We start from the raw sequence: 22,782 nt of genomic DNA on the forward strand, positions 1-22,782 counted from the left end.
GACTGGGTTGGTCGAAACGGCACTTCGGTACTTAGACGGCACTTGGCGACGCCCCGGGTGTCGAGACGGCACTTCGGCACTGAGATGGCGCGTATACCAACCATCTCGGTGGCCAACTGCCGTGTCGGCGGGGTTGTAGTGACTAACTGCCGTGTCGGTGGGCAGCTGCCGTCTCGGCGGGATCAGCCCTTGGCGTCGTCGTCGCCGCGGGTGCGCAGGTAGCGCTCGAACTCCTTGGCGATGGCGTCGCCGGAGGCCTCGGGGAGCTCTACGGTGTCCTGGGCGGTCTCGAGGGACCGGACGTACTCGGTGATCTCCTCGTCGTCGCTGGCGAGCTCCTCGACGCCGCGCTGCCAGGCGCGGGACTCGGCCTCCAGGGAGCCGCGGGGCAGGTTGAGGTCGAGCAGGTGCTCCAGGCGGGAGACCAGGGCCAGCGTGGCCTTGGGCGAGGGCGGACCGCCGGCGTAGTGCGGCACCTCGGCCCACAGCGAGAACGCCGGGATCCCGAGCTGGCTGGCCCCGTGGTTGAGGATGCCGACGATGCCCGTGGGGCCGTCGTACTCGCTGCGTGCGATGTCGAAGCGGTGGACGATGTCCTCGCTGTCCGAGCTCACGGTCGTCGGGACGGGGCGGGTGTGCGGGGTGGGACCGAGCCAGGCGCCCAGGGTGACGAACAGGTCGACGTCGGCCGACTCGGCGAGGTCCAGGATCTCCTCGGTGAACGCGCGCCAGCGGAAGGACGGCTCGATCCCACGGACGAGCAGCACGTCCCGGTCCAGGCCGGGGGGCGACGCGAGCAGGATCTGGGTGGTGGGCCAGACGACGTGCCGGTGCCCCTCGTCGACCGACATGCGCGGCCGGGCCACCTGGAAGTCGTAGTAGTCCTCCGGGTCGATGGCGGCCACCGGTTGGGCGTCCCACTGCTCGGCGAGGTGTGCCACCGCGGCGGAGGCGGCGTCGCCCCCGTCGTTCCACCCCTCGAAGGCCGCGAGGAGCAGCGGCCGCCGCAGCTGCGGGAGGTCGTCGAACTGGATCACGTCGTGCCTTCCTGTTGCCGGTCGTGCTGCCCACCGTGCGAACCCCCAACTTACCCATCCCCACGGGGGACCTATCCTTCTCGGGCAGTCCCGTCCCGAGAGTAAGGTCCCATGGTGAGCACTCGCTCCGACGCATTCCGTGAAGCCCTGACCACCCGTGTCCTCGTCGCCGACGGCGCCATGGGCACGATGCTGCAGGCCGCGGACCCGTCGATGGAGGACTTCCAGGGCCACGAGGGGTGCAACGAGATCCTCAACGTCACCCGCCCGGACGTCGTGCGGTCGGTGCACGACGCCTACTTCGAGGCCGGGTCGGACTGCGTCGAGACGAACACCTTCGGCGCCAACCTGGCGAACCTCGGTGAGTACGGCATCAGCGACCGGATCTACGAGCTGGCCCGCGCCGGCGCCGAGATCGCCCGCGAGTCGGCCGACCGGTGGAGCGAGGACGGGCGGCAGCGCTTCGTCATCGGCTCGATCGGGCCGGGCACCAAGCTGCCGTCGCTCGGGCACGTGGCGTTCGCCACGCTGCGCGACGCCTACCAGGAGTGCGCCCGCGGACTGATCGACGGCGGCGCCGACGCCCTCTTGATCGAGACGGTCCAGGACGTGCTGCAGGCCAAGGCCGCGGTGGTCGGCTGCAAGCGCGCCCTCGCTGCCGCCGGCGAGACCCTGCCGGTCATCGTGCAGGTCACCGTCGAGACGACCGGCACGATGCTGATGGGCACCGAGATCGCCGCCGCCCTCACAGCGCTCGAGCCGCTCGGCATCGACGCGATCGGCCTCAACTGCGCGACCGGCCCGACCGAGATGAGCGAGCACCTGCGCGTGCTCTCCCAGCAGGCGCGGGTCCCCGTCACCTGCATGCCCAACGCCGGCCTGCCGCAGCTGAGCAAGGAGGGGGCGGTCTACCCGCTCACGCCGCAGGAGCTCGCGGCGGCGCACCGCACGTTCGTCAAGGACTACGGCCTGGCGCTGGTGGGTGGGTGCTGCGGCACCACGCCGGAGCATCTCAAGGCCGTCGCCGAGGCCGTGGGCGGTCAGCCGATCACCCCGCGCGAGCCGCGCCCCGAGCCGGGGGTCAGCTCGCTCTACACCGCCGTGCCGTTCCGTCAGGACGCGTCCTTCCTGTCGATCGGCGAGCGGACGAATGCCAACGGCTCCAAGGCTTTTCGCGAGGCGATGCTCGCCCAGGACTGGCAGCAGTGCCTCGAGATCGCCAAGGACCAGACCCGTGAGGGGGCGCACCTGCTCGACGTGTGCGTCGACTACGTGGGCCGGGACGGCGCCGCCGACATGGACCACCTGGTCAACCTGCTCAACACCTCCAGCACCCTGCCGCTCGTCCTCGACTCCACCGAGCCGGCCGTGATCCAGGCCGGGCTGGAGCGGCTCGGCGGACGCGCGGTGATCAACTCGGTCAACTTCGAGGACGGCGAGGGCGAGCAGTCCCGCTTCGCCCGCATGATGGCGCTGGTCGCCGAGCACGGCTCCGCGGTCGTAGCCCTCACGATCGACGAGCAGGGCCAGGCCCGGACCCGGGAGCACAAGGAGGCCGTGGGGCGCCGTCTGGTCGACACGCTGACCGGCCAGTTCGGGATGCGCGTCGAGGACATCGTCCTGGACTGCCTCACCTTCCCGATCGCCACCGGTCAGGAGGAGACCCGCCGCGACGCCATCGAGACGATCGAGGCGATCCGGGCCCTCACCACGGCCTACCCGGGGCTGAACACGACTCTTGGCGTCTCGAACGTGTCCTTCGGACTCAAGCCGGCCGCGCGGGTCGTGCTCAACTCCGTCTTCCTGGACGAGTGCGTCAAGGCCGGCCTGTCGTCGGCGATCGTCAACGCGGCCAAGATCCTGCCGATCAGCCGGATCCCGAGCGAGCAGCTCGAGGTCGCACTCGACCTGATCTACGACCGGCGCCGCTGGGCCGGCGAGCCGGGGGAGTCCGAGTGCACCTACGACCCGCTGCAGCGGATGCTCGAGCTGTTCGAGGGCGTCGACACCAAGACGCTCAAGGCCGGTCGGGCCGAGGCGCTGCTCGCGCTCCCGCTCGACGAGCGGCTGGCTCAGCGCATCATCGACGGCGAGCGCACCGGCCTGGACGCCGACCTGCAGGAGGCGCTGGACGAGGGGCAGGACCCGCTCGCCATCATCAACGAGCACCTGCTGGCCGGCATGAAGACCGTGGGCGAGCTGTTCGGCTCCGGCAAGATGCAGCTGCCGTTCGTGCTGCAGTCGGCCGAGACGATGAAGGCCGCGGTGGCCTACCTCGAGCCGTTCATCGAGGAGGCGTCCGGCGGCACCAAGCGCCAGGCCAAGGCCAAGGTGCTGCTGGCCACGGTCAAGGGCGACGTCCACGACATCGGCAAGAACCTCGTCGACATCATCTTGTCCAACAACGGCTACGAGACGGTCAACATCGGCATCAAGGTGCCGATCAACGAGATCGTCTCTGCCGCAACGGAGCACGAGGTCGACGCCATCGGCATGAGTGGCCTGCTGGTGAAGTCCACGGTGGTCATGAAGGACAACCTCGAGGAGCTGAACTCCCGGGGGCTGTCGGCCCGGTGGCCGATCCTGCTGGGCGGCGCGGCACTGACGCGCGCCTACGTCGAGCAGGACCTCGCCGAGATCTACGAGGGGCACGTGCGCTATGCCCGCGACGCGTTCGAGGGGCTGCGCCTGATGGACGCGGTCGCGGCGGCCAAGGCCGACCCGAGCCAGGACATCGGCGACCTGCTGCCGGCCCGTCGCGAGCGGCGGGTGCGCGCCACGACGCCCGACCTCGACGAGGACGCCCCGGTGGACACCACGCGGTCGGACGTCGCCGCCGACAACGACATCCCGACGCCGCCGTTCTGGGGCACCCGGGTCGTCAAGGGCATCGCGCTCAGCGACTTCACGCCCTACCTCGACGAGCGTGCGACCTTCCTCGGCCAGTGGGGGCTGAAGCCGACCCGCGGGGAGGACGGGGCCAGCTACGAGGAGCTCGTCGAGACCGAGGGGCGGCCGCGGCTGCGGATGTGGCTGGACCGCATCAAGACCGAGGACCTGCTGCGCCCTGCGGTGGTCTACGGCTACTTCCCCTGCTACAGCGAGGGCAACGACCTGGTCGTGCTCGAGCACACCGTCGCCGACGACGGCACGGTGTCCTTCGGGGCGGAGCGGGCGCGCTTCACCTTCCCGCGCCAGCGCCGCGACCGGCGGCTGTGCCTCGCCGACTTCTTCCGCGCCAAGGAGCGCTACGAGGCCGACGGAGTGCCGGACGTCATCTCGTTCCAGCTGGTCACCATGGGCGACAAGGTGGCCGAGGCGACGGCGGCGCTGTTCGCCGACAACGCCTACCGGGACTACCTCGAGCTGCACGGTCTGTCGGTGCAGCTGACCGAGGCGCTGGCCGAGCGCTGGCACGCCCGGGTGCGCGACGAGCTGGGCTACGCGGCGGAGGACGCGGGCGACCTCGAGGGGCTGCTGAAGCTGCACCACCGCGGCGCGCGCTACTCCTTCGGCTACCCGGCCTGCCCCGACCTCGAGGACCGGGCGACGCTGGTGGCGCTGCTTGAGCCGGAGCGGATCGGCGTGACTTTGTCCGAGGAGCTGCAGCTGCACCCCGAGCAGTCCACCGACGCGCTCGTCGTGCACCACCCGGAGGCGAAGTACTTCAAGGCATGAACGACGTGTCCCGGCTGAGAGAATGGACCTCATGACGACCGCGTCCGCGCCGCCCCAGCCGCTGCCCTCGGCCCTGCTCCTCGACATGGACGGCACGCTCGTCGACTCCGAGCCCTATTGGATGGCAGAGGAGTTCGCGCTCGTAGAGTCCTACGGCGGGGTCTGGTCCCACGAGGACGCGCAGTCGATCGTCGGTCGTCCGCTGACCTACTCGGCGTCGGTGATCCGCGAGCACACGGGGATGCCGCTGACGATCGACGAGATCGTGCAGCGGCTCCTCGGTGGGGTGGTCGAGCGCTTCCGCCAGCACGCCCCGTGGCGCCCGGGCGCCAAGGAGCTGCTGGACCAGGCGCAGGAGCTCGGCGTGCCCTGCGCGCTCGTCACGATGTCCTACACGGTGTTCGCGAACGAGCTCGAGAAGATCGTGCCCGCAGGCACGTTCAGCGCGGTCGTCACGGGCGACACGGTCACCCACGGCAAGCCGCACCCCGAGCCCTATCTCACCGCCTGCGCGCGCCTCGGGGTCGAGCCCCGGACCGCTCTCGCGATCGAGGACTCGCCCTCCGGCATGCGCTCCGCCGTCGCCGCCCACGTGCCGACGATCGCGGTCCCGCACGTGGTGCCGGTGCCGCACGAGCACGGCGCCGCGCAGGTGCCGACCCTCGCCGGGCGGTCCCTCGCGGACCTGTGGGCGACGGCGACGGCCTAACCGGCCTGACTGGCCTGGCCGCCCCCGTCGGCACCGCCCAGCAGGGCGATGTCCGACGGGTGCGTCGCGAGGGGCTGCACCTTGACCGTCATGTACTTGAACAGCGGTAGCCCCCAGAGGATCTCGTGCAGTCGCTCGTTGGACTCGACATCGAAGATGCTGAGGTTGGAGTACTGCCCGGCGATCCGCCAGATGTGGCGCCACTCGCCGCTGCGCTGCAGCTCCTGCGAGTAGGCCTTCTCGGTCGCGATGGTCGAGGCCGCGACCTCGGGGTCGAGGTCGTGGGGGATCGCGACGTCCATGGTCACGGCGTAGAGCATGGGGTCAGCCGGCGACCGGGTCGAGGACGAAGTCGTAGTCGACGACCTTGCCGGCGCCGTCGGACGCGTCCTTCGGGTCGAGCACCAGCTCGGGCTTGACGGCCGACGCGATGTCGTCGTCGTTGTGCGGGTCGCCCGGGAAGTACAGCTGGGCCGTGAGCAGCTCGTGGTCGGGGGCCGACACCTTGACGTGCAGGTGGGCCGGACGCCAGGCGTGCCAGTCGGCCGCGGCGATCAGCTTGCCGCAGGCGCCGTCGGTCGGGATCTGGTAGGGCGCCGGCAGCACGGTGCCGATCTGGTAGCGGCCCTCGTCGTCGACCTCGAAGGTGCCGCGCAGGTTCCACTCGGGCAGCCCGGGGGCGTACTGCGAGTAGTAGCCGTCGGCGTCGGCGTGCCACAGCTCGACCTTGGCGTCCTTGAGCACGGAGCCGTCGACCGAGCGGACCTGGCCCTGGAACTGCAGCGGCTCGCCCTTCTCGTCGTCGCGCTGGTCGATCTTCGCCGGGCTCTGCTGCACCGGGGAGTCCGGCACGTAGTAGGGGCCCTCGATGGTGCCCTTGTTGCCCTTGCGGTGCGCGGTGTTGACGTCCTCGACGACGTGCTCGACCCACACGTCGAGGAAGAGCGGCCACTCGCCGTCCTCACCGACCTGGATGAGCCACTTCTTGAGCGCGTCGTACTCGGCGTAGGTGACGTGGTGCTTGCGGATCACCTCGTGGATGGCTTCGAGCACCTCGGTGGCCAGCTGGCTCACGCGCTCCGGGGGGACCTCCAGCGCCTGGCCCTGCTTCTTGCGGAACGCGGCGGTGGCGTTGGCGCCGGAGTCGGCCGCGCGGGCCTCCAGGGTCGCCTGCTGCTCCTTGGCCTGCTCGGTGGCTTCGGCCTTCTCGTCGATGGTCATGTCATGCACTCCTTTGTGTGTGGGTATCGGGTGGTGCTGCTGGTGCGGTGCAGGTCGTGGGTCGGGTGGGCCGACGGGCTCAGCGGTCCGTGCGGTAGCGCTCGAGCTTGTCGTCGTCGATCTGCAGCCCGAGCCCGGCACCGGGGCGGACCGCCAGGGTGCCACCGCTGATCTGCAGCGGCTCGGTGAGCAGGTCGTCGCTCATGTCGAGGAAGTTGCTCAGCTCGCCCGCGCGCCGGCTCGTCGTGGCGTACGCCGCCCCGAAGGCCACGGTGCAGGCGGTGCCGATCTGGCCGTCGATCTGGTTGCCCATGATGACGTCGACGCCCAGGCCCTCGCACTGGAACAGGACCCGCTGGGAGTCGGTGAAGCCGGTGCGCGCGGTCTTGATGCTGATGGCGTCCGCGGAGCCCCCCAGCAGCTCGCGGGTCACCTCGCCCGGGGTGGTCGCCGACTCGTCCGCGACCAGCGGGATGGTCGACTGCCCGGCCAGCCACCGGCGGCCGAGGACGTCGTCGGCGGGGCACAGCTCCTCGGCGTAGAGCAGGTCCAGGTCGGCCATCTCGCGCAGCGCGCGTGCGGAGTCCGACGCGCTCCAGCCGCGGTTGCCGTCGACGTAGAGCTCGACCTCCTCGCCGAACGCCTCGCGCAGCGCGCGGCACACGGCGACGTCGAGACGGTAGGGGTCGCGACCCACCTTGACCTTGAACGTCGAGATCCCGTAGACCTCCCGCATCCGCGCCGCCTCGTCCACCATGGCGGCCGGGTCGGCGAAGCCGAGCATGTGACTGACCCGCATCCGGTCGCCGAACCCGCCGAGCAGCTCGGTGACCGGGACGTCGAAGGCCTGACCGACGATGTCCCACAGCGCCATGTCGAGCGCGGCCTTGGCCGTGGGGTTGCCCACCGTGCGCCGCAGCCGGGCGTGGATGGCCTCGCGGTGCAGCGCCGAGGTGCCGACGGCCGCCGGGGCGAACAGCGAGTCGACGACCGCCATGATCGAGGCCTGCGTCTCGCCGTAGGTGAACGGCCGGGGCGGGGCCTCGGCGATGCCCACCAGGCCATCGGTCGTCGTGACGCGCACCAGCACGTGCTCGGCGACCGACACCGAGCCGCTGGCGAAGGCCAGGGGCTTGACGTAGGGGATCGCGAACGGGATCGCCTCGACCGAGGCCACGGTCAGGTCGGTGCTCATCGGGTCTGCTCCTCGCTGTCGACGGCTGCACCGGCAGCTGCACCCGCAGCGGCGTCGACGAAGTAGTGGTGGCGCTCCAGCACGCCGACGAGCCGGGACACCAGCGGGGAGGCGTCGTCGGTGCGCCAGGCCAGGGCCAGGTCGACGGTGGGGGCGTCGGGCAGCTCGGCGAACGTGACGCCCTCGGGGCTGGCGGCGCGCGCCGAGGCGGGCACGAGGGCTACCCCGAGGCCGGCGGCGACGAGCGCGAGCAGGGTCGAGGTGTCCCGGACCTCGTGCTCCCGCTGTGGCACGAATCCCGCTGCGCGACAGGCACGGTCGATGGTGTGGCTGACGACGGACCCGCTGGAGGCGGCGTAGGTGACGAACGCCTCGTGCCGCAGGTCGTCCAGGCGGACGTCCGGATCGCCGACCAGCCGGTGATGGCGGGGGAGGGCGAGCACGAGCGGCTCGTGGGCGACCAGGCGGGTGGTGAGGTCGGCGGACGGCGCCGGCGGGCGGAGCAGCCCGAGGTCGAGGCGGCCGGACTCCAGCGCCTCGGTCTGGGCGGGCGTCAGCATCTCGACGTGCACCTCGAGGGCGACCGCCGGCATCTCGTCCTTGAGCAGCCGCGCCAGCTCGGGCAGGTGGGAGGACGTGACCGAGCCGACCAGGCCGAGGCGCAGCAGACCGGTGCGGCCCTCGGCCACCCGGCGGGCCCGCTCGACGCTCTCGTCGATCTCGGCGAGGGTCCGCACGCAGTCGGTGTAGAACGCGGCACCGGCAGGCGTGAGGGCGACGGTGCGCGTGGTGCGAGTCAACAGCTCGACGCTCATCTCTTCCTCCAGCTGGCGGATCGCGTGGGACAGGGGTGGTTGTGCCATGTGCAACGACTGGGCCGCGCGACCGAAGTGCAGCTGTTCGGCGACGGCGACGAAGTAGCGCAGGTGACGCAGCTCCATGGGTGCGAGCCCTCTCGACAGTAGGCAGCAGAGTTCGATATACGGAAATACCTGTTTCGATCCTATTGATACCGCCGACATCTGAATACCCCCCTACGTCAGACCTAGCACTGTGCCCGAGGCGCGGACCCGGGCCCGGGGCCAAGAGTGGGGAGGAACGCACCGCACGTGGTCGGCAGCAGCCGGCCGGTGACAACGACGCCACCGCAGGAGGACCGATGGCCTACCCGACGGCTACCCCGCACTTCGACCTCGACCAGGCGGTCGTGGAGAACCCCGACGAGGGCATCTACCGCGCGAACCGCTCAATCTTCACCGACGAGGAGCTCTTCGAGCTCGAGATGAAGCACCTGTTCGAGGGCGACTGGATCTACCTCGCGCACGAGTCGCAGGTCGCCAACCCCGGTGACTACTTCACGACCTACATCGGTCGGCAGCCGATCGTCATCATCCGCTCGCGCGACGGCAAGCTGAACGCGCTGATCAACGCGTGCGCGCACCGCGGCGCCATGCTGTGCCGGCGCAAGACCGACAACCGCACCACCCTCACCTGCCCGTTCCACGGCTGGACCTTCAAGAACAGCGGCGAGCTGGTCAAGGTCAAGGACCCCGACGGTGCCGGCTACCCCGAGGGGTTCAACACCGACGGCTCGCACGACCTGACCAAGGTCGCCCGGTTCGACAGCTACCGCGGCTTCCTCTTCGGGTCGCTCAACCCCGACGTGTCCTCGCTGGAGGAGTGGCTCGGCGACGCGACCACGATCATCGACATGCTCGTCGACCAGTCGCCCGAGGGCCTGGAGGTGCTGCGTGGCTCGTCCACCTGGCCCGGCTGCACGTCGAGGCGGGGGAGTGGGACGCGGCGCTGCAGACGGTCTCGCTCGGACGAACCGCGTTGGACCGCAGCGGTCTTCGCCTCGTCGAGCCGCTGATCGAGTGGACCGGGGCCCAGGTGTGCGCGCAGCGCGGGGAGCTGGCCGCTGCCCGGGCGCACGCCGACCCGGCCGGTGTCGCGGATCCCGCGCTCACCCTGATGCACCTGCCCGGCGTCCTCGCGCGCATGCACGTGGCCGCCGCCGAGGACGACCTGGAGGGCGTGATCACCCTGGGCCGCCCGCTGCTGACCCGGCTCGACGAGCCCACGCCGGACCTCGGGCTGCTGCCCTGGCCCGACCCCTACACCGACGCCCTCATCACCCTCGGCCGGCTCGACGAGGCCACGGACGTCCTGGACCGGTGGAAGCCGCAGCTGCTCGGCTTCGGCAGCCGCAGCGCCGCGGCGCGGGTCCTGGCGCTGCGGGCCCGGGTGCTCGCCGGCACCGGCGCGGTCGACCAGGCGGACGCAGCCTTCACCGAGGCGACCGACCTGGCCCAGGCCCTCGGCCGACCGCTGCTCGTCGCCGGGACCAGCGAGGCGCACGGGCGCGCGTTGCGTCGGGCCGGTCGCCGTCGCGAGGCCGAGCCGCGGCTGCGGCGGGCCCAGGAGGTCTACCAGGCGCTCGGGGCGGTCCCGGCTCTCGCCCGGGTCGAGCGCGAGCTGCGCGCCGGCCGGCTCCAGTCGGTCCCGGTGGGCCAGGCGGCCGGGGCACCGATCGCGACGGAGCTCACCGCCCAGGAGCAGGCGGTCGCCGAGCTGGTCGTGTCGGGGCTCATCAACAAGGAGGTGGCGACGCAGCTGTTTGTGTCGCCCAAGACCGTGCAGTACCACCTCACCCGGGTCTATCAGAAGCTGCAGGTCCGCGGCCGCGCCGAGCTGGCGAGCCGGCTGCGGTAGACCGCGCGGCCGGGGCCTACTGCTCGAGCGGGTCGTCGCGGTCGGCGTCGTCGGGCGCGTGCCTGCTGACCGGGTGCAGGGCCCGGTCGGCGGCGTCGGTCGGGAGCGGGGGCGGCGTGCCGCCCCACTCGGGGCAGAGCGCCTGGTGGGAGCACCAGCTGCACAGGCGGGATCGGCGCGGCCGCCAGTCACCGGTCTCGGCGGCCCGGGCGATGGCCTCCCACAGCGCCTTGAGCTTGCGCTCGGTGGCGAGCAGGTCGCTCTCCTCGGGGACGTAACGCAGCAGCTCGCTGTTGCCGAGGTAGACCAGCTGCAGCATCGCCGGCACCACCCCGCGGATCCGCCAGATGGCCAGGGCGTAGAACTTCATCTGGAACAGCGCCTTGCCCTCGAACAGCTCCGACGGGGCTCGCCCGGTCTTGTAGTCGACGACCCGGATCATGCCGTTGGGGGCCACGTCGAGCCGGTCGATGTAGCCGCGCAGGAGCAGCCCGCCGAGGTCGTGCTCGACGTAGAGCTCGCGCTCGGCCGGCTCGAGGCGGGTCGGGTCCTCGAGGGCGAACCAGCGCTCGACCAGCCGCCCGGCGTCCTCGATCCAGTCCTCCAGCTCGGCCGGCAGCACGCTCGCGAGCTCGGGCTCGGCGCCGACCAGGGCCTCCCACTGCCCGCCGACCAGGCTGCGGGCGTGCTCCAGCGTGCGCTGCGGGGCGGGGACGTCGAACAGGCGCTCCAGGACCGCGTGGACCAGGGTGCCGCGCGCCGCGGCGGGGCTGGGCGGCTCGGGCAGCCGGTCCACCACCCGGAAGCGGTAGAGCAGCGGGCACTGCATGAAGTCTGCGGCCCGGCTGGGGGAGAGTGCGGCAACCATGGTGGAACTGTAGAACCGACCACTGACAGGCCCCCGACGGCCACGGTCCGACATAGGGTCACTCCATGGCCCACACCAGCGAGCCCGCACCACCCCCCGCCTCTCCCGCCGCGGCGGAGGCTGCCGACGGGCGCTCCCGGGGCTGGCGGATCGGCCGCCTCGCCGGGGTGCCGATCTACCTCGGTCGCAGCTGGCCCATCATCGCCGTGGTGATCGTCGCCACGTTCGGACCGCAGCTGGCCTACCGCCGCCCGGACCTCGGGTCCACGGTCTACGCGATCGCCCTGGGCTACGCACTGCTCCTGCTCGTGTCGGTCCTCGCCCACGAGGCCGCCCACGCCCTGATGGCGCTGCGCTTCGGGCACCGGGTCGACCGGGTCGTGGCCGACCTCTGGGGCGGGCACACGGCCTACCAGGCCGATGACAACACGCCCGGCCGCAGTGCCGCCGTCGCCGTCGTCGGGCCACTCGCCAACGCCGCTCTCGCGGCGATCGCCTACCTGGTCTGGCCGCTCACCGAGCCCGGCGGCATCGCCTCGCTGCTCGTCGGCGCGATGCTCTACGCCAACGGCTTCGTCGCGCTGTTCAACCTGCTGCCCGGTCTGCCGCTCGACGGCGGCTGGCTGGTGGACTCCCTGGTGTGGCGGATCACCGGCAACCGCACCACGGGTCTGCTCGTCGCCGGGTGGAGCGGGCGCGTGCTGACCGTCCTCGTCGTGCTGTGGTGGCTCGTGCTGCCGCTCGCCCGGGGCGCGCGACCGAGCCTGTTCACGCTGCTCTGGGCGGTGCTCATCGGTGGCTTCCTTTGGCAGGGCGCGTCGGCGAGCATCCGCACCGCGAAGGTCCGCCGGCTCGTCGACACCGTGCGGGTGCGAGACGTCGTGCGACCCGCAGTGATCGTGCCCGAGCGCACCACCGTGGCGCAGGCGCTCGAGACGCCGGCGCCGGGCGCCTTCCTGCTCGTCGCCGGCCCGGACGGTCGCCCGCACTCGCTGATCACCGGGGCGGTCGCCGACGTCCCCGAGCACGCGCGGGCGACGACTCCCGTCTCGGCCGCCGCGATGGTGCTGCCCGACCCGGCCGTCGCCCCCGGCCCCGACGGCGGCTGGCTGGACGGCCCGGTCACCGAGCTGCTCAGCCGGATGCAGTCCGCCGGCGCCGGGGCGATCGCGGTCGAGGTGGTGCCCGGCCAGTGGGGCGTCGTGCTGGAGGAGGACGTCGTCCAGGCGATATCCGTGCGCTGATCGTGCAACCGGGTCACTAGACTGGCTGATCATGAGCACCCCTCCCCACCGTCCCGAACCCACGGGCGCGACCCGTCGCCGCGGCCCGATCGGCGAGGGGGAGCGGGTCCAGCTGACCGACGCGCGTGGTCGCATGCACACCGTCACCCTCGAGCGTGGCAAGGAGTTCCACACCCACCGCGGCTTCCTGCGCCACGACGATGTGATCGGGCTCGAGGACGGCTCGACGATCCGCAACAACATCGACGACGAGTTCCTCGTGCTGCGGCCGCTGCTCGCGGACTACGTCATGTCGATGCCGCGCGGTGCGGCCGTGGTCTACCCCAAGGACGCCGGCCCGATCATCACCTACGGCGACATCTTCCCCGGGGCGGTGGTCGTCGAGGCCGGCGTCGGCTCGGGGGCGCTGTCCATGTCGCTGCTGCGCGCCGTCGGCGACGCGGGGCGGCTCTACAGCTTCGAGCGGCGCGAGGACTTCGCAGAGGTCGCCCGCGGCAACGCCCGCGCCTACTTCGGCGTAGACCACCCGGCCTGGGAGGTCGTCGTGGGTGACCTCGCCGAGAGCCTGGGCTCGGTGTGCCCGCCGGCCTCCGTGGACCGGGTCGTGCTGGACATGCTGGCGCCCTGGGAGTGCCTGGACGCCGTGGCCGAGGCGCTGGCACCCGGTGGCGTGCTGCTGTGCTACGTCGCGACGGCGACCCAGCTCTCCCGGTTCGCCGAGGGCGCCAAGGCGCACGGCGGGTTCACCGAGCCGCACGGCTGGGAGGTCATCGAGCGCGACTGGCACCTCGAAGGACTCGCGGTGCGGCCCGTGCACCGGATGCACGGGCACACCGGCTTCCTCGTCACCACCCGCCGGCTCGCGCCGGGCGTCGTCCCGCCGGTGCGCAAGCGGCGACCCGCGAAGGCCGCCACCGAGACCGAGGTGCAGCCGTTCGGCGTCGAGTGGGACGCCGAGTGGTCGCCCGAGGACGTGGGTGAGCGCGGCATCTCGGACAAGAAGCTGCGCCGCGTCCGCCGGCACGCCAACAACGAGCCGCCGCCCAGCCCGGCCACCCGCCGTCCCCGGATCGAGGGCGGCCACCTGGACGCAGCACGGGCAGACGCAGCGCGCGAGGCGGCCGACGCAGACGCAGCGCGCGAGGACGAGGGAACGACGCAGGAGGGAACGACCGATGAGCTATGACCCGACGCGCGAGAGCGAGCGCGCCCGCCAGCGTGAGCTGGAGCGGCGCCTGACCCAGCTGCAGACGTCGAACGCCGGTCTGGCCCGCACCAACGAGCAGCTGGTCGGCACCCTGAAGACGGCCAAGACCGAGATCGAGAAGCTCCGCGAGGAGATCGACCGGATCGCCGCGCCGCCGTCGACCTTCGGCGTCGTGATCACGCGCCACGACGAGGACGGCACCGCCGACATCTTCACCGGCGGTCGCAAGATGCGGGTCGCCATCTCCACCGACATCCCGCGCGACCAGGTCCGCCTCGGCCGCGAGGTGCGCCTCAACGAGGCGCTGGTCATCGTCGGGCTGGGCGAGTTCGAGCGCACCGGCGAGGTCGTGATGATCAAGGACCGGATCGGCACCGACCGGCTCGTCGTCCTGATGAGCAACGACGAGGAGAAGGTCGTCCGGGTCGCCGAGTCCCTGGCCGACGAGCGGCTGCGGATCGGCGACGCGGTGCTGCTCGACACCCGCACGATGTTCGCGATCGAGCGGATGCCGCACGCCGAGGTGACCGAGGTCGTGCTCGAGGAGGTGCCGGACATCTCCTACGCCGACATCGGTGGCCTCAGGGGTCAGATCGAGCAGATCCGCGACGCCGTCGAGATGCCCTTCCTGCACCCCGGTCTCTACCGCGAGCACCACCTCAAGCCGCCGAAGGGTGTCCTGCTCTACGGCCCTCCCGGGTGCGGAAAGACGTTGATCGCCAAGGCTGTTGCCGCGTCGCTGGCCCGCCAGGTCGCCGAGCGCGACGGTCTCGAGCCGGACGCGCAGCGCTCCTACTTCCTCAACATCAAGGGCCCCGAGCTGCTGAACAAGTACGTCGGCGAGACCGAGCGGCACATCCGCCTGGTCTTCGAGCGGGCCCGTGAGAAGGCCGACGAGGGCACCCCTGTCGTGGTGTTCTTCGACGAGATGGACTCGCTGTTCCGCACCCGCGGGTCCGGCGTCTCGTCGGACGTCGAGACGACCATCGTGCCCCAGCTGCTCGCCGAGATCGACGGTGTAGAGACCCTCGAGAACGTCATTGTCATCGGCGCCTCCAACCGCGAGGACATGATCGACCCGGCGATCCTGCGACCGGGTCGGCTCGACGTCAAGATCAAGATCGAGCGTCCCGACCAGGTCGGCGCCCGCGAGATCTTCGGCAAGTACCTCACGCCGGCGATCCCGATCCACGCCGATGTCGTTGCGGCACACGGGGGCTCGACCGAGGCGGCAGCCACCGCCCTGATCGACCAGGTCATGGACGACATGTACGCCACGACGGACGCCAACCGGTTCCTCGAGGTGACCTACGCGAGCGGCACGACCGAGGTGCTCTACTTCCGTGACTTCGCGTCCGGCGCCATGATCCAGAACATCGTGGACCGGGCCAAGACGTCGGCCATCAAGGCGTTCCTCACGACCGGCGAGCGCGGCATCACCTTCGGGCAGCTGCGGCAGGCCTACCTCGACGAGTTCCGCCAGAACGAGGACCTGCCCAACACCACCAACCCCGACGACTGGGCCCGCGTGTCCGGCCGCCGGGGCGAGCGGATCGTCCACCTGCGCACGTTCGGCCGCGACGACTGAGGTCGTCGCGGCCTCCGCCCGCCCGGCGGGCTACGCCGACGGCGCCTGGCGCCCCTTGCGGACCTGGGCCACGACCAGGCGCGGCACCATCAGGAGCACACCGAGCGTGATGGTGGCGACCAGCAGGAACGACCAGGCCGTGCCCCCGCCGCTCAGTGCGCGCACGGCCATGCCGACCCACGCCGCGCCGAGCCACACCGGGACCCCGCCGACGACGGACTCGGGGGCTCGGCGCAGCGCCAGGGTGGCGACCCAGCCGACGAGCAGGCCGACGAGGAACGGCCAGGCCGTGACGAGCACGCCGACCAGGGCTCCGGACTCGTCGTGCGAGCGCCTCCCGATGGCGGCGAAGACGAGCACCAGCACGACGTCGAGCAGCAGGGCTCTGGCGCGGGTCACCGCGCGCCCTCACCGAGGAGGGTGAGCAGGCGGATCTGGGCCACGACGATGTCGCGGATCTCGCTCGGGTCGACGGACTCGTCGGGGCCGTGGATGCGCGCCTTCTCGGAGTCCTCCGGACCCCACACGATCGCCTCGGCGCCGGGGGAGGCCTGGATCAGCTCGGAGACCAGGGGGATCGACCCGCCGGAACCGAGGAACGCCGGTGCTGCGCCGAAGGCCTCACCCATCGCCGTCGCGGCGGCGGCCACCGCCGGACCCGAGGTGTCGGCGAGGAACGGCGCACCCATCTTCTCGTCGGTGAACTGGGGGACCAGCCCGTAGGGCGTGTGGGTGCGCAGGTGCTCCTTGAGGGTCTCCAGCTCGTGCTCCATGTCGGAGCCGGGGGCGATGCGTAGGGACAGGCGTGCGCTGCAGGTCGGGACCAGCGCGTTGCTCGACCCGGCCACGGTCGGCACGTCCATGCCGAGGACGGTGACGGACGGTCGCGACCACAGCCGGGAGGCGAGCGGACCGCTGCCGACGAGCTCGGCGTCGCCCACCACCCCTGCGACAGAACGGAACTCGTCCTCGTCGACGCTGCCGCCCTCCCACTCGAAGGAGTGCAAGCCCTCGACCACGGTGTTGCCCTCGGCGTCGTGCAGCGTGGCCAGCAGCTGGATCATGGCGACCAGCGCGTCCGGTGCGCCGCCACCGAAGGCGCCGGAGTGCAGGGCGCTGTCGAGCGACCGCAGGGTCACGGTGAGCGCCACGTCGCCGCGCAGGCCGGTGCCGATGGCCGGCTCGCCGACCTTCTCGTTGCCGCCGTCGCAGATCACGAACACGTCGGAGGCGAAGAGCTCGGGGCGGGCCTGGACCAGCTCCTCGATGTGGCTGCTGGTCTCCTCCTCGCCCTCGATCACCAGGCGCACGGTGCACGGGGGAGTGCCCTCGAAGGCACCCATCGTCGCGGCGATCGCCACGACACCCGCCTTGCAGTCGGCCGCACCCCGCCCGTAGAGCCGTCCGTCCGCCTTGGTGGTCGCCGTCCACGGGTCGGTGGTCCAGCCCTGCGACATCGGCGCCGGCTGCACGTCGTAGTGCGCGTAGAGCGTGACCGTCGGCGATCCCTGCGGGCCGGGCACGAGGGCGTAGATCGCGGGGTAGCCACCCGGGACGTCGAGGGTCTCGACCTGCTCGACACCGTTGCGGCGGAACAGGTCCAGCAGCTCGGGCACGATCGCGTCCATCGGCTCGCGCGGGTAGCCGGGGAAGGCGATCGAGGGGTGCGCGACCAACGTGGTGAGGTCGTCGATGACCGCGGGCATGGCCTGGTCGGCGTAGGCCCGGGCAGAGGCGAGGTCCATGGTGAGGCCTTTCGTCTGGGTGGTCCGCCCAGCCTAGCGAGACGTCCAGCCTGGTGTTCCTGCCTGGTGATCCAGTCTCGCGAGCCCACCGTCCGGCGCTCGGGCAGGAAACACGCCGGACATCCTGACGGCCCTAGGCTCGTGAGCCCGAGCACGCCCGACCAGGAGGACTTCGTGACCGTTGATACCCCGAGCGACCAGCTCTCGGAGTGGACCGTGACCGACGACACCCGTCTGCGCAAGGACATTCGCCGCCTCGGCGAGCTCCTCGGGGAGACGCTGACCCGCCAGGAGTCCGCCGAGCTGCTCGCCGACGTCGAGCAGATCCGGGCGAGCGCCAAGGCCGCCCTCGGTGGTGACAAGGACGCCCAACGCGCTCTGGAGCGCACGCTCGAGTCGGCCGACCTGCCCACGGCGACGAACCTGGTCCGGGCCTTCGCGACCTACTTCCACCTCGCCAACATCGCCGAGCAGGCCGACCGCATCCGCGGCATCGAGGCCCGCCCGGAGGGGGAGGGCTGGCTGGCCCGCGCCGTCGCCGCGGTGGCCGACGAGCGGGGCGCGGCGGCGCTCACGACGGTGCTGGGCCAGCTCGAGGTGCGGCCGGTCTTCACGGCCCACCCGACCGAGGCGAGCCGGCGGTCCATCCTCGGCAAGCTGCGCAGCATCGGTGACGCCCTGCTCGACGAGCGGGCCACCTCCTCGCCGGCGCGCACCCGCACGCGGGACCGGCAGCTGGCCACCGTGATCGAGGCGCTCTGGCAGACCGACGAGCTGCGGGTCGACCAGCCGACGGTGCCCGACGAGGCCCGCAACGTGCTGTTCTACGCGGACACGCTCATGGGGTCTACGGTGCCCGAGCTGCTCGACGACCTGGCCGAGCTGGCCGCCGAGCGGGGCGCGACCCTCGCCCCGACGGCCCGACCGCTCATCCTCGGCAACTGGATCGGGGGTGACCGCGACGGCAACCCCAACGTCTCGCCACAGGCCACGCTCGACATCCTCTCGATGCAGCACGCGGTAGGCATCCGCAACCTGGTGTCCCAGGTGGACCGGGTGATCAGCGAGGTCTCGACGTCCGACCGGATGAAGTCCGTCACCCCCGCCCTCCTGCAGAGCCTGGAGGCAGACCTCGCGGCCCTCCCCGAGCTCGACGAGAGGGTCCGCCGCATCCACAAGGAGGAGCCCTACCGGCTCAAGCTGCACTGCGTGCGGCAGAAGCTCCTCAACACCCACCGCCGGATCGCCGACGAGGGCCTGCCGCGCGAGGGACACGACTACGTCGGTCGCGAGGGGCTGCTGGCCGACCTGCTCGTCGTGCGAGAGTCGCTGCGCGCCAACCAGGGTGAGCTGCTCGCCGACGGTGCGCTGCTGACGCTGATCCGGTCGGTCAGTGCCTTCGGTCTGCAGGTGGCGACGATGGACGTCCGCGAGCACGCCGACGCCCACCACCACGTGCTGGCCCAGCTCGTCGACCGGCTGGGCGAGAGCGACGCCTCGTACTCCAGCCTCGCGAGACCCGAGCGCCTGCAGGTGCTCTCGCGCGAGCTGGCGTCGCGTCGGCCGCTCGGGCCGACCCCGCCGGCGCTGGACGACGCGGGTCGCCGCACCTACGACACGTTCACCGCGATCCGTCGGGCGCAGGACCGCTTCGGAGCCGACGTCATCGAGAGCTACATCGTGTCGATGACCCAGGGCGCCGACGACCTCCTCGCCGCCGCCGTGATCGCGCGCGAGGCGCGCCTCGTCGACGTCTCCGGCGAGGTGGCGCGCATCGGGTTCGTGCCGCTGCTCGAGACCGTCGCCGAGCTGCGGGCGGCCGGGCAGATCCTGGACACGCTGCTGTCGGATCCGACCTACCGCGAGATCGTGCGGCTGCGCGGCGGCCAGCAGGAGGTCATGCTCGGCTACTCCGACTCCAACAAGGACGCGGGGATCACCACGTCGCAGTGGGAGATCCACCGAGCGCAGCGCGAGCTGCGTGACGTCGCGGCGCGACACGGCGTGCGGCTGCGCCTCTTCCACGGCCGCGGCGGCACCGTGGGGCGCGGCGGCGGCCCCGCGCACGAGGCGATCCTCGCGCAGCCGTTCGGCACGCTCGACGGCGCCATCAAGGTGACCGAGCAGGGGGAGGTGATCTCGGACAAGTACACCCTGCCCCAGCTCGCCCGCGAGAACCTCGAGCTCACCCTCGCCGCCGTGCTGGAGGCCAGCGCCCTGCACCTGGACGCGCGTCAGCCCGCCGAGACCCTCTCGGAGTGGGACGCCTGCATGGATGTCATGTCCGACAACGCTTTTGCGGCCTACCGCCGGCTCGTCGAGGACCCGGACCTGCCGCCGTACTTCTGGGCGTCGACCCCGGTCGACCAGCTCGGCCCGCTGAAGCTGGGGTCGCGGCCGTCCAAGCGACCCGACTCCGGCACCGGCCTCGAGGGGCTGCGCGCGATCCCCTGGGTCTTCGGCTGGATGCAGTCGCGCCAGATCGTCCCGGGGTGGTTCGGCGTCGGGACCGGCCTCGAGGCGGCCGTCGCCGCCGGGCACGGCGACCGGCTGCGCGAGATGTATGCGCAGTGGCACTTCTTCCGGACGTTCATCTCCAACGTCGAGATGATGCTCGTGAAGACGCGCATGGATGTCGCTGAGCACTATGTGAACTCGCTGGTCGACCCGCGGCTGCGGCACGTCTTCGACACGATCAAGGACGAGCACGACCGCACCGTCGCCGCCGTCCTGGCCGTCACCGGTGAGGAGAGCCTGCTCGACGCGCAGCCGGTCCTGCAGCGCACCCTCGCGGTGCGCGACGCCTACCTCGACCCGATCAGCTATCTGCAGGTCTCGATGCTCGCGCGGCTGCGTGCGGGCGACGACGACCCGCGGCTGCAGCGGGTGCTGCTGCTGGCGGTGAACGGCGTGGCCGCCGGTCTGCGGAACACGGGCTGAGAGAGGGCTGAGGGCGCGGCGGGTCGGTGGAGGGTCAGGCGTACCCTGGTGAACGCTCGTTCACCCTCTCGGGAAGGCCCCCGTTGACCACCGCTGCCCAGACCACCCCGTCGCCGACGCGCGAGGCGATGCACCGCAGACGCCCCAACGTCGCCGTCCTCACCACCGTGCTGGCGCTCACCGGCACCATCGTGGCGCTGCAGCAGACCCTGGTCGTGCCGGTCCTGCCCGAGCTGCCGATGCTGCTGCACGCGTCGCCGGACGACGTGTCGTGGGCGGTCACCGCGACCCTGCTCACCAGCGCCGTGGCCACCCCCATCGTCAGCCGGGCGGCGGACATGTTCGGCAAGCGGCGGATGATGCTGCTGTGCCTGACGGTCCAGCTGATCGGCTCGGTCGTCGGCGCCCTGACCACGTCGCTGGCCGGCGTCATCGCGGGCCGCTCGCTGCAGGGCTTCGCGGCCGCGCTCATCCCCGTCGGCATCTCGATCATGCGCGACGAGCTGCCGCGCGAGCGCGTCGGGGGCGCCGTCGCGCTGATGAGCGCGACCCTCGGCATCGGGTCCGCGGTGGGGCTCCCGCTCTCCGGGTTGATCTACGCGCACATGGACTGGCACGCGCTCTTCTGGGTGTCCGCCGCGATGGCGACGCTCATGCTCGTGGTGATCCCGCTGGTCGTGCCCGAGTCGCGGGTCCGCAACCCCGGCCGCTTCGACCTGGTCGGCGCAGCCCTGCTGTCCGGCGCCCTGGTCACCCTGCTGCTCGCCATCACCAAGGGCGGCACGTGGGGCTGGCTGTCCGAGACCGTGCTCCTGCTGCTGCTCAGCAGCGCCGTGCTGCTCGCGGTCTTCGTGCCCTGGGAGCTGCGCGCGTCGACGCCCATGGTGGACCTGCGCACCGCCGCCCGGCGGCCGGTGCTGCTGACCAACCTCGCCAGCATCTCGATCGGCTTCGCGATGTACGGCAACATGCTCTCGACCACCGAGCTGCTCCAGATGCCGGTCGCCACGGGCTACGGGTTGGGTCTGTCGGTGCTCGCCGCGGGGATCTGCATGCTGCCGTCCGGCCTCGCCATGGTCCTGCTCGCACCGGTGTCGGCGAACATCACTCGGCGCTTCGGTGGGCGGTCCACCCTCATCGTCGGTGCGCTCGTCCTCGCCGCGGGCTACGTCCTGCGCGTCTTCCTGACGGACTCGCTGTGGCAGATCGTGCTCGGCGCCACCGTCGTGTCGGCGGGCACGGCGATCGCCTACGCCGCCATGCCCACGCTCATCATGAGCGCGGTCCCGATCACCGAGACGGCATCCGCGAACGGGCTCAACTCGCTGCTGCGCGCCGTCGGCACGTCCACGGCCAGCGCCATGGTCGCGTCCGTGCTCACCAGCATGGTGATGCACCTCGGCGGCCACAGCCTGCCGACCCTGGACGCGTTCAAGGCGATCTTCTGGATCTGCACCGCCGGGGCACTCCTCGGCGCGCTCCTCGCGGCGTTCATCCCGGCTCGCCGTGAGGCCGCGTCGGCCGCGGGCGCGGCTGCCCCGGCGGGTGTCGCGCGCGACGAGGTGCCCGACGAGCTGGTCCTCTCCGGGCGGGTCCACACGGACACCAAGCGCGCCGTGCGCAACGCCGTCGTCACCGTGCTCACCCTGGACGGCGACCCGGTCGACTGGTCGCGGGTGGAGCCGGACGGCAGCTATGCGATCGTGCTGCCGGGCCCGGGGCGCTATGTCCGGATCACCGCCGCTGACGGGTGGGCACCCGTCAGCGAGGTCGTCGAGATCGACTCGGCCGCAAGCCAACCCGTCGATCTCGGTGGCCGGCTGAGCCTGCGCGGCCAGGTCACCCAGGACCGGGACGGTGACACCGTGCCGGCCGTGGGGGTGCTCGTCGTGCTGACCCGCGCCACCGGCGAGCGGGTGGCCACCTCCCGGACCGACGCGGACGGCGCGTTCGAGCTGCCGCTCGGCGAGCACGGTCGCCACGTCGTCTCCGCCGTAGACCCTGCCACGGCTGCCAGCGCCGCGCAGAACGTCACGCTGGTCGGGGTCGAGCGCGAGGTCGACCTCCATCTGGTGGCCGACCCACAGCTGGTGCGCGCATGACGACGACGACGCGAGACCTGATCCTGCGCAAGGCTTCTCGCCTCTTCGCCGAGCGCGGTTATGCCGGGGTGTCGATCCGGGACGTGGCCGCGGCGGCGGAGGTGTCGCCCGCCCTGGTGATGAAGCACGTCGGCAGCAAGGCCGCGCTGTTCGACGCGGCGGCGACGTTCGAGCCGCTGCCGCCGCTCGGCCCGGTCCCCGACGACGAGCTGGGTGCCTTCCTCGTGGGCGACCTGGTCGACCGGATCCGCGCAGGCGGGTCGGTGCCGCTGCTGCGCGGGGCGGTGCTGGTGCTGCCTGCCCCCGAGCCGGACCAGGTGCGCGAGCGCTTCCACACGGTCTACGCGGACCCGCTGGTGGAGCGGCTCGGCGGGGGAGAGCAGGCGCGGGCGCGCGCCGACGCGGCCCTGTCGGCGCTGCTGGGGCTCGCGGTGGGGGCGCGGATCCTCGGGCTGTGCGGCCCCGGCCTGGTGGAGCGTGACGACCTGGTGCGGGTCTACGGCGCTGCCGTGCAGGGTCTGATCGCGCCGTAA

18 protein-coding genes are annotated in these 22,782 nt (G+C 71.8%); 10 read left to right on the forward strand and 8 right to left on the reverse strand.

Going from position 1 to position 22,782, the window contains the following annotated elements; all coding sequences use genetic code 11:
• Window positions 1-182 precede the first annotated feature (182 nt).
• The gene (locus tag MM440_RS16260) at window positions 183-1,037 is read right to left on the reverse strand and encodes a PAC2 family protein (RefSeq protein WP_241446135.1); all 855 of its coding nucleotides are present in this window, start codon (window positions 1,035-1,037) and stop codon (window positions 183-185) included.
• Between the two features lie 111 nt (window positions 1,038-1,148).
• On the opposite strand from MM440_RS16260, the gene metH reads away from it, so the two are divergent.
• Both metH and MM440_RS16270 read left to right on the forward strand, forming a co-directional pair.
• Window positions 1,149-4,715, forward strand: coding sequence for a methionine synthase (metH, locus tag MM440_RS16265; RefSeq protein ID WP_241446143.1), 3,567 nt, complete (start codon window positions 1,149-1,151; stop codon window positions 4,713-4,715).
• Window positions 4,716-4,746: 31 nt separating this feature from the next.
• Window positions 4,747-5,424 carry an HAD family hydrolase gene (locus MM440_RS16270; protein ID WP_241446145.1) on the forward strand — a complete coding sequence of 226 codons (678 nt, stop codon included), beginning with the start codon at window positions 4,747-4,749 and terminating at the stop codon, window positions 5,422-5,424.
• Here MM440_RS16270 and catC read toward each other — a convergent pair.
• The 4 genes from catC to MM440_RS16290 form a co-directional block, all read right to left on the reverse strand.
• Entirely contained in the window at window positions 5,421-5,744 is a 324-nt protein-coding gene (gene catC, locus MM440_RS16275; RefSeq protein WP_241446161.1) for a muconolactone Delta-isomerase, read from the reverse strand. The two genes, MM440_RS16270 and catC, sit on opposite strands and share 4 nt — an antisense overlap.
• 4 nt (window positions 5,745-5,748) lie before the next feature.
• The gene (catA, locus tag MM440_RS16280) at window positions 5,749-6,645 is read right to left on the reverse strand and encodes a catechol 1,2-dioxygenase (protein ID WP_241446169.1); all 897 of its coding nucleotides are present in this window, start codon (window positions 6,643-6,645) and stop codon (window positions 5,749-5,751) included.
• A gap of 79 nt (window positions 6,646-6,724) precedes the next feature.
• Window positions 6,725-7,840, reverse strand: coding sequence for a mandelate racemase/muconate lactonizing enzyme family protein (locus tag MM440_RS16285; protein ID WP_338155670.1), 1,116 nt, complete (start codon window positions 7,838-7,840; stop codon window positions 6,725-6,727).
• Entirely contained in the window at window positions 7,837-8,781 is a 945-nt protein-coding gene (locus MM440_RS16290) for a LysR substrate-binding domain-containing protein (RefSeq protein WP_241446171.1), read from the reverse strand. The genes MM440_RS16285 and MM440_RS16290 overlap by 4 nt, the downstream gene beginning before the upstream one ends.
• 218 nt (window positions 8,782-8,999) lie before the next feature.
• Here MM440_RS16290 and MM440_RS16295 point away from each other — a divergent pair, with 218 nt between their 5' ends.
• Together MM440_RS16295 and MM440_RS16300 are read left to right on the forward strand one after the other, a co-directional pair.
• A complete protein-coding gene (locus MM440_RS16295) occupies window positions 9,000-9,713 on the forward strand; it encodes a Rieske 2Fe-2S domain-containing protein (protein ID WP_277626819.1) in 714 nt (237 codons plus the stop codon).
• Window positions 9,677-10,555, forward strand: coding sequence for a helix-turn-helix transcriptional regulator (locus MM440_RS16300; protein WP_241446173.1), 879 nt, complete (start codon window positions 9,677-9,679; stop codon window positions 10,553-10,555). The genes MM440_RS16295 and MM440_RS16300 overlap by 37 nt, the downstream gene beginning before the upstream one ends.
• 16 nt (window positions 10,556-10,571) lie before the next feature.
• Here the strand turns inward: MM440_RS16300 and MM440_RS16305 are convergent, their stop codons facing one another.
• A complete protein-coding gene (locus MM440_RS16305) occupies window positions 10,572-11,423 on the reverse strand; it encodes a RecB family exonuclease (protein WP_241446181.1) in 852 nt (283 codons plus the stop codon).
• A 65-nt stretch (window positions 11,424-11,488) separates the two neighbouring features.
• Between MM440_RS16305 and MM440_RS16310 the strand changes: the two genes are divergently transcribed.
• The 3 genes from MM440_RS16310 to arc are packed head-to-tail and all read left to right on the forward strand — an operon-like array spanning window position 11,489 to window position 15,462.
• Window positions 11,489-12,667 (forward strand): site-2 protease family protein, encoded by a 1,179-nt coding sequence (locus tag MM440_RS16310; protein ID WP_241446183.1) that lies wholly within the window; start codon window positions 11,489-11,491, stop codon window positions 12,665-12,667.
• A 31-nt stretch (window positions 12,668-12,698) separates the two neighbouring features.
• On the forward strand, window positions 12,699-13,853 hold the full coding sequence (locus MM440_RS16315) for a tRNA (adenine-N1)-methyltransferase (RefSeq protein WP_241446185.1): 1,155 nt from the start codon (window positions 12,699-12,701) through the stop codon (window positions 13,851-13,853).
• Window positions 13,843-15,462, forward strand: coding sequence for a proteasome ATPase (gene arc / locus MM440_RS16320; RefSeq protein WP_241446187.1), 1,620 nt, complete (start codon window positions 13,843-13,845; stop codon window positions 15,460-15,462). The genes MM440_RS16315 and arc overlap by 11 nt, the downstream gene beginning before the upstream one ends.
• Before the next feature lie 30 nt (window positions 15,463-15,492).
• Here the strand turns inward: arc and MM440_RS16325 are convergent, their stop codons facing one another.
• Both MM440_RS16325 and MM440_RS16330 read right to left on the reverse strand, forming a co-directional pair.
• Window positions 15,493-15,861, reverse strand: a complete 369-nt coding sequence (locus MM440_RS16325; protein ID WP_241446190.1) for a DUF3054 domain-containing protein — start codon at window positions 15,859-15,861, stop codon at window positions 15,493-15,495.
• Window positions 15,858-17,207, reverse strand: coding sequence for a M20/M25/M40 family metallo-hydrolase (locus MM440_RS16330; protein ID WP_241446198.1), 1,350 nt, complete (start codon window positions 17,205-17,207; stop codon window positions 15,858-15,860). Before MM440_RS16330 ends, MM440_RS16325 begins: the two co-directional genes overlap by 4 nt.
• Before the next feature lie 216 nt (window positions 17,208-17,423).
• Here MM440_RS16330 and ppc point away from each other — a divergent pair, with 216 nt between their 5' ends.
• From ppc to MM440_RS16345, 3 genes are all read left to right on the forward strand, one after another.
• Window positions 17,424-20,147, forward strand: a complete 2,724-nt coding sequence (gene ppc / locus MM440_RS16335; protein ID WP_241446273.1) for a phosphoenolpyruvate carboxylase — start codon at window positions 17,424-17,426, stop codon at window positions 20,145-20,147.
• 83 nt (window positions 20,148-20,230) lie between these two features.
• Window positions 20,231-22,249 (forward strand): MFS transporter, encoded by a 2,019-nt coding sequence (locus MM440_RS16340; RefSeq protein WP_241446200.1) that lies wholly within the window; start codon window positions 20,231-20,233, stop codon window positions 22,247-22,249.
• Entirely contained in the window at window positions 22,246-22,782 is a 537-nt protein-coding gene (locus MM440_RS16345; RefSeq protein WP_241446203.1) for a TetR/AcrR family transcriptional regulator, read from the forward strand. Before MM440_RS16340 ends, MM440_RS16345 begins: the two co-directional genes overlap by 4 nt.

It is taken from the genome of Arsenicicoccus piscis (assembly GCF_022568835.1).
Lineage (GTDB): Bacteria > Actinomycetota > Actinomycetes > Actinomycetales > Dermatophilaceae > Arsenicicoccus > Arsenicicoccus piscis.

What these genes read in the sequence shown, in the direction of transcription:
- metH (WP_241446143.1), top strand. Translation starts at nt 1,149, where the DNA reads ATGGTGAGCACTCGCTCCGACGCATTCCGTGAAGCCCTGACCACCCGT.
- MM440_RS16270 (WP_241446145.1), top strand. Translation starts at nt 4,747, where the DNA reads ATGACGACCGCGTCCGCGCCGCCCCAGCCGCTGCCCTCGGCCCTGCTC.
- catC (WP_241446161.1), bottom strand. Translation starts at nt 5,744, where the DNA reads ATGCTCTACGCCGTGACCATGGACGTCGCGATCCCCCACGACCTCGAC.
- catA (WP_241446169.1), bottom strand. Translation starts at nt 6,645, where the DNA reads ATGACCATCGACGAGAAGGCCGAAGCCACCGAGCAGGCCAAGGAGCAG.
- MM440_RS16285 (WP_338155670.1), bottom strand. Translation starts at nt 7,840, where the DNA reads ATGAGCACCGACCTGACCGTGGCCTCGGTCGAGGCGATCCCGTTCGCG.
- MM440_RS16290 (WP_241446171.1), bottom strand. Translation starts at nt 8,781, where the DNA reads ATGGAGCTGCGTCACCTGCGCTACTTCGTCGCCGTCGCCGAACAGCTG.
- MM440_RS16295 (WP_277626819.1), top strand. Translation starts at nt 9,000, where the DNA reads ATGGCCTACCCGACGGCTACCCCGCACTTCGACCTCGACCAGGCGGTC.
- MM440_RS16305 (WP_241446181.1), bottom strand. Translation starts at nt 11,423, where the DNA reads ATGGTTGCCGCACTCTCCCCCAGCCGGGCCGCAGACTTCATGCAGTGC.
- MM440_RS16310 (WP_241446183.1), top strand. Translation starts at nt 11,489, where the DNA reads ATGGCCCACACCAGCGAGCCCGCACCACCCCCCGCCTCTCCCGCCGCG.
- MM440_RS16315 (WP_241446185.1), top strand. Translation starts at nt 12,699, where the DNA reads ATGAGCACCCCTCCCCACCGTCCCGAACCCACGGGCGCGACCCGTCGC.
- arc (WP_241446187.1), top strand. Translation starts at nt 13,843, where the DNA reads ATGAGCTATGACCCGACGCGCGAGAGCGAGCGCGCCCGCCAGCGTGAG.
- MM440_RS16330 (WP_241446198.1), bottom strand. Translation starts at nt 17,207, where the DNA reads ATGGACCTCGCCTCTGCCCGGGCCTACGCCGACCAGGCCATGCCCGCG.
- MM440_RS16345 (WP_241446203.1), top strand. Translation starts at nt 22,246, where the DNA reads ATGACGACGACGACGCGAGACCTGATCCTGCGCAAGGCTTCTCGCCTC.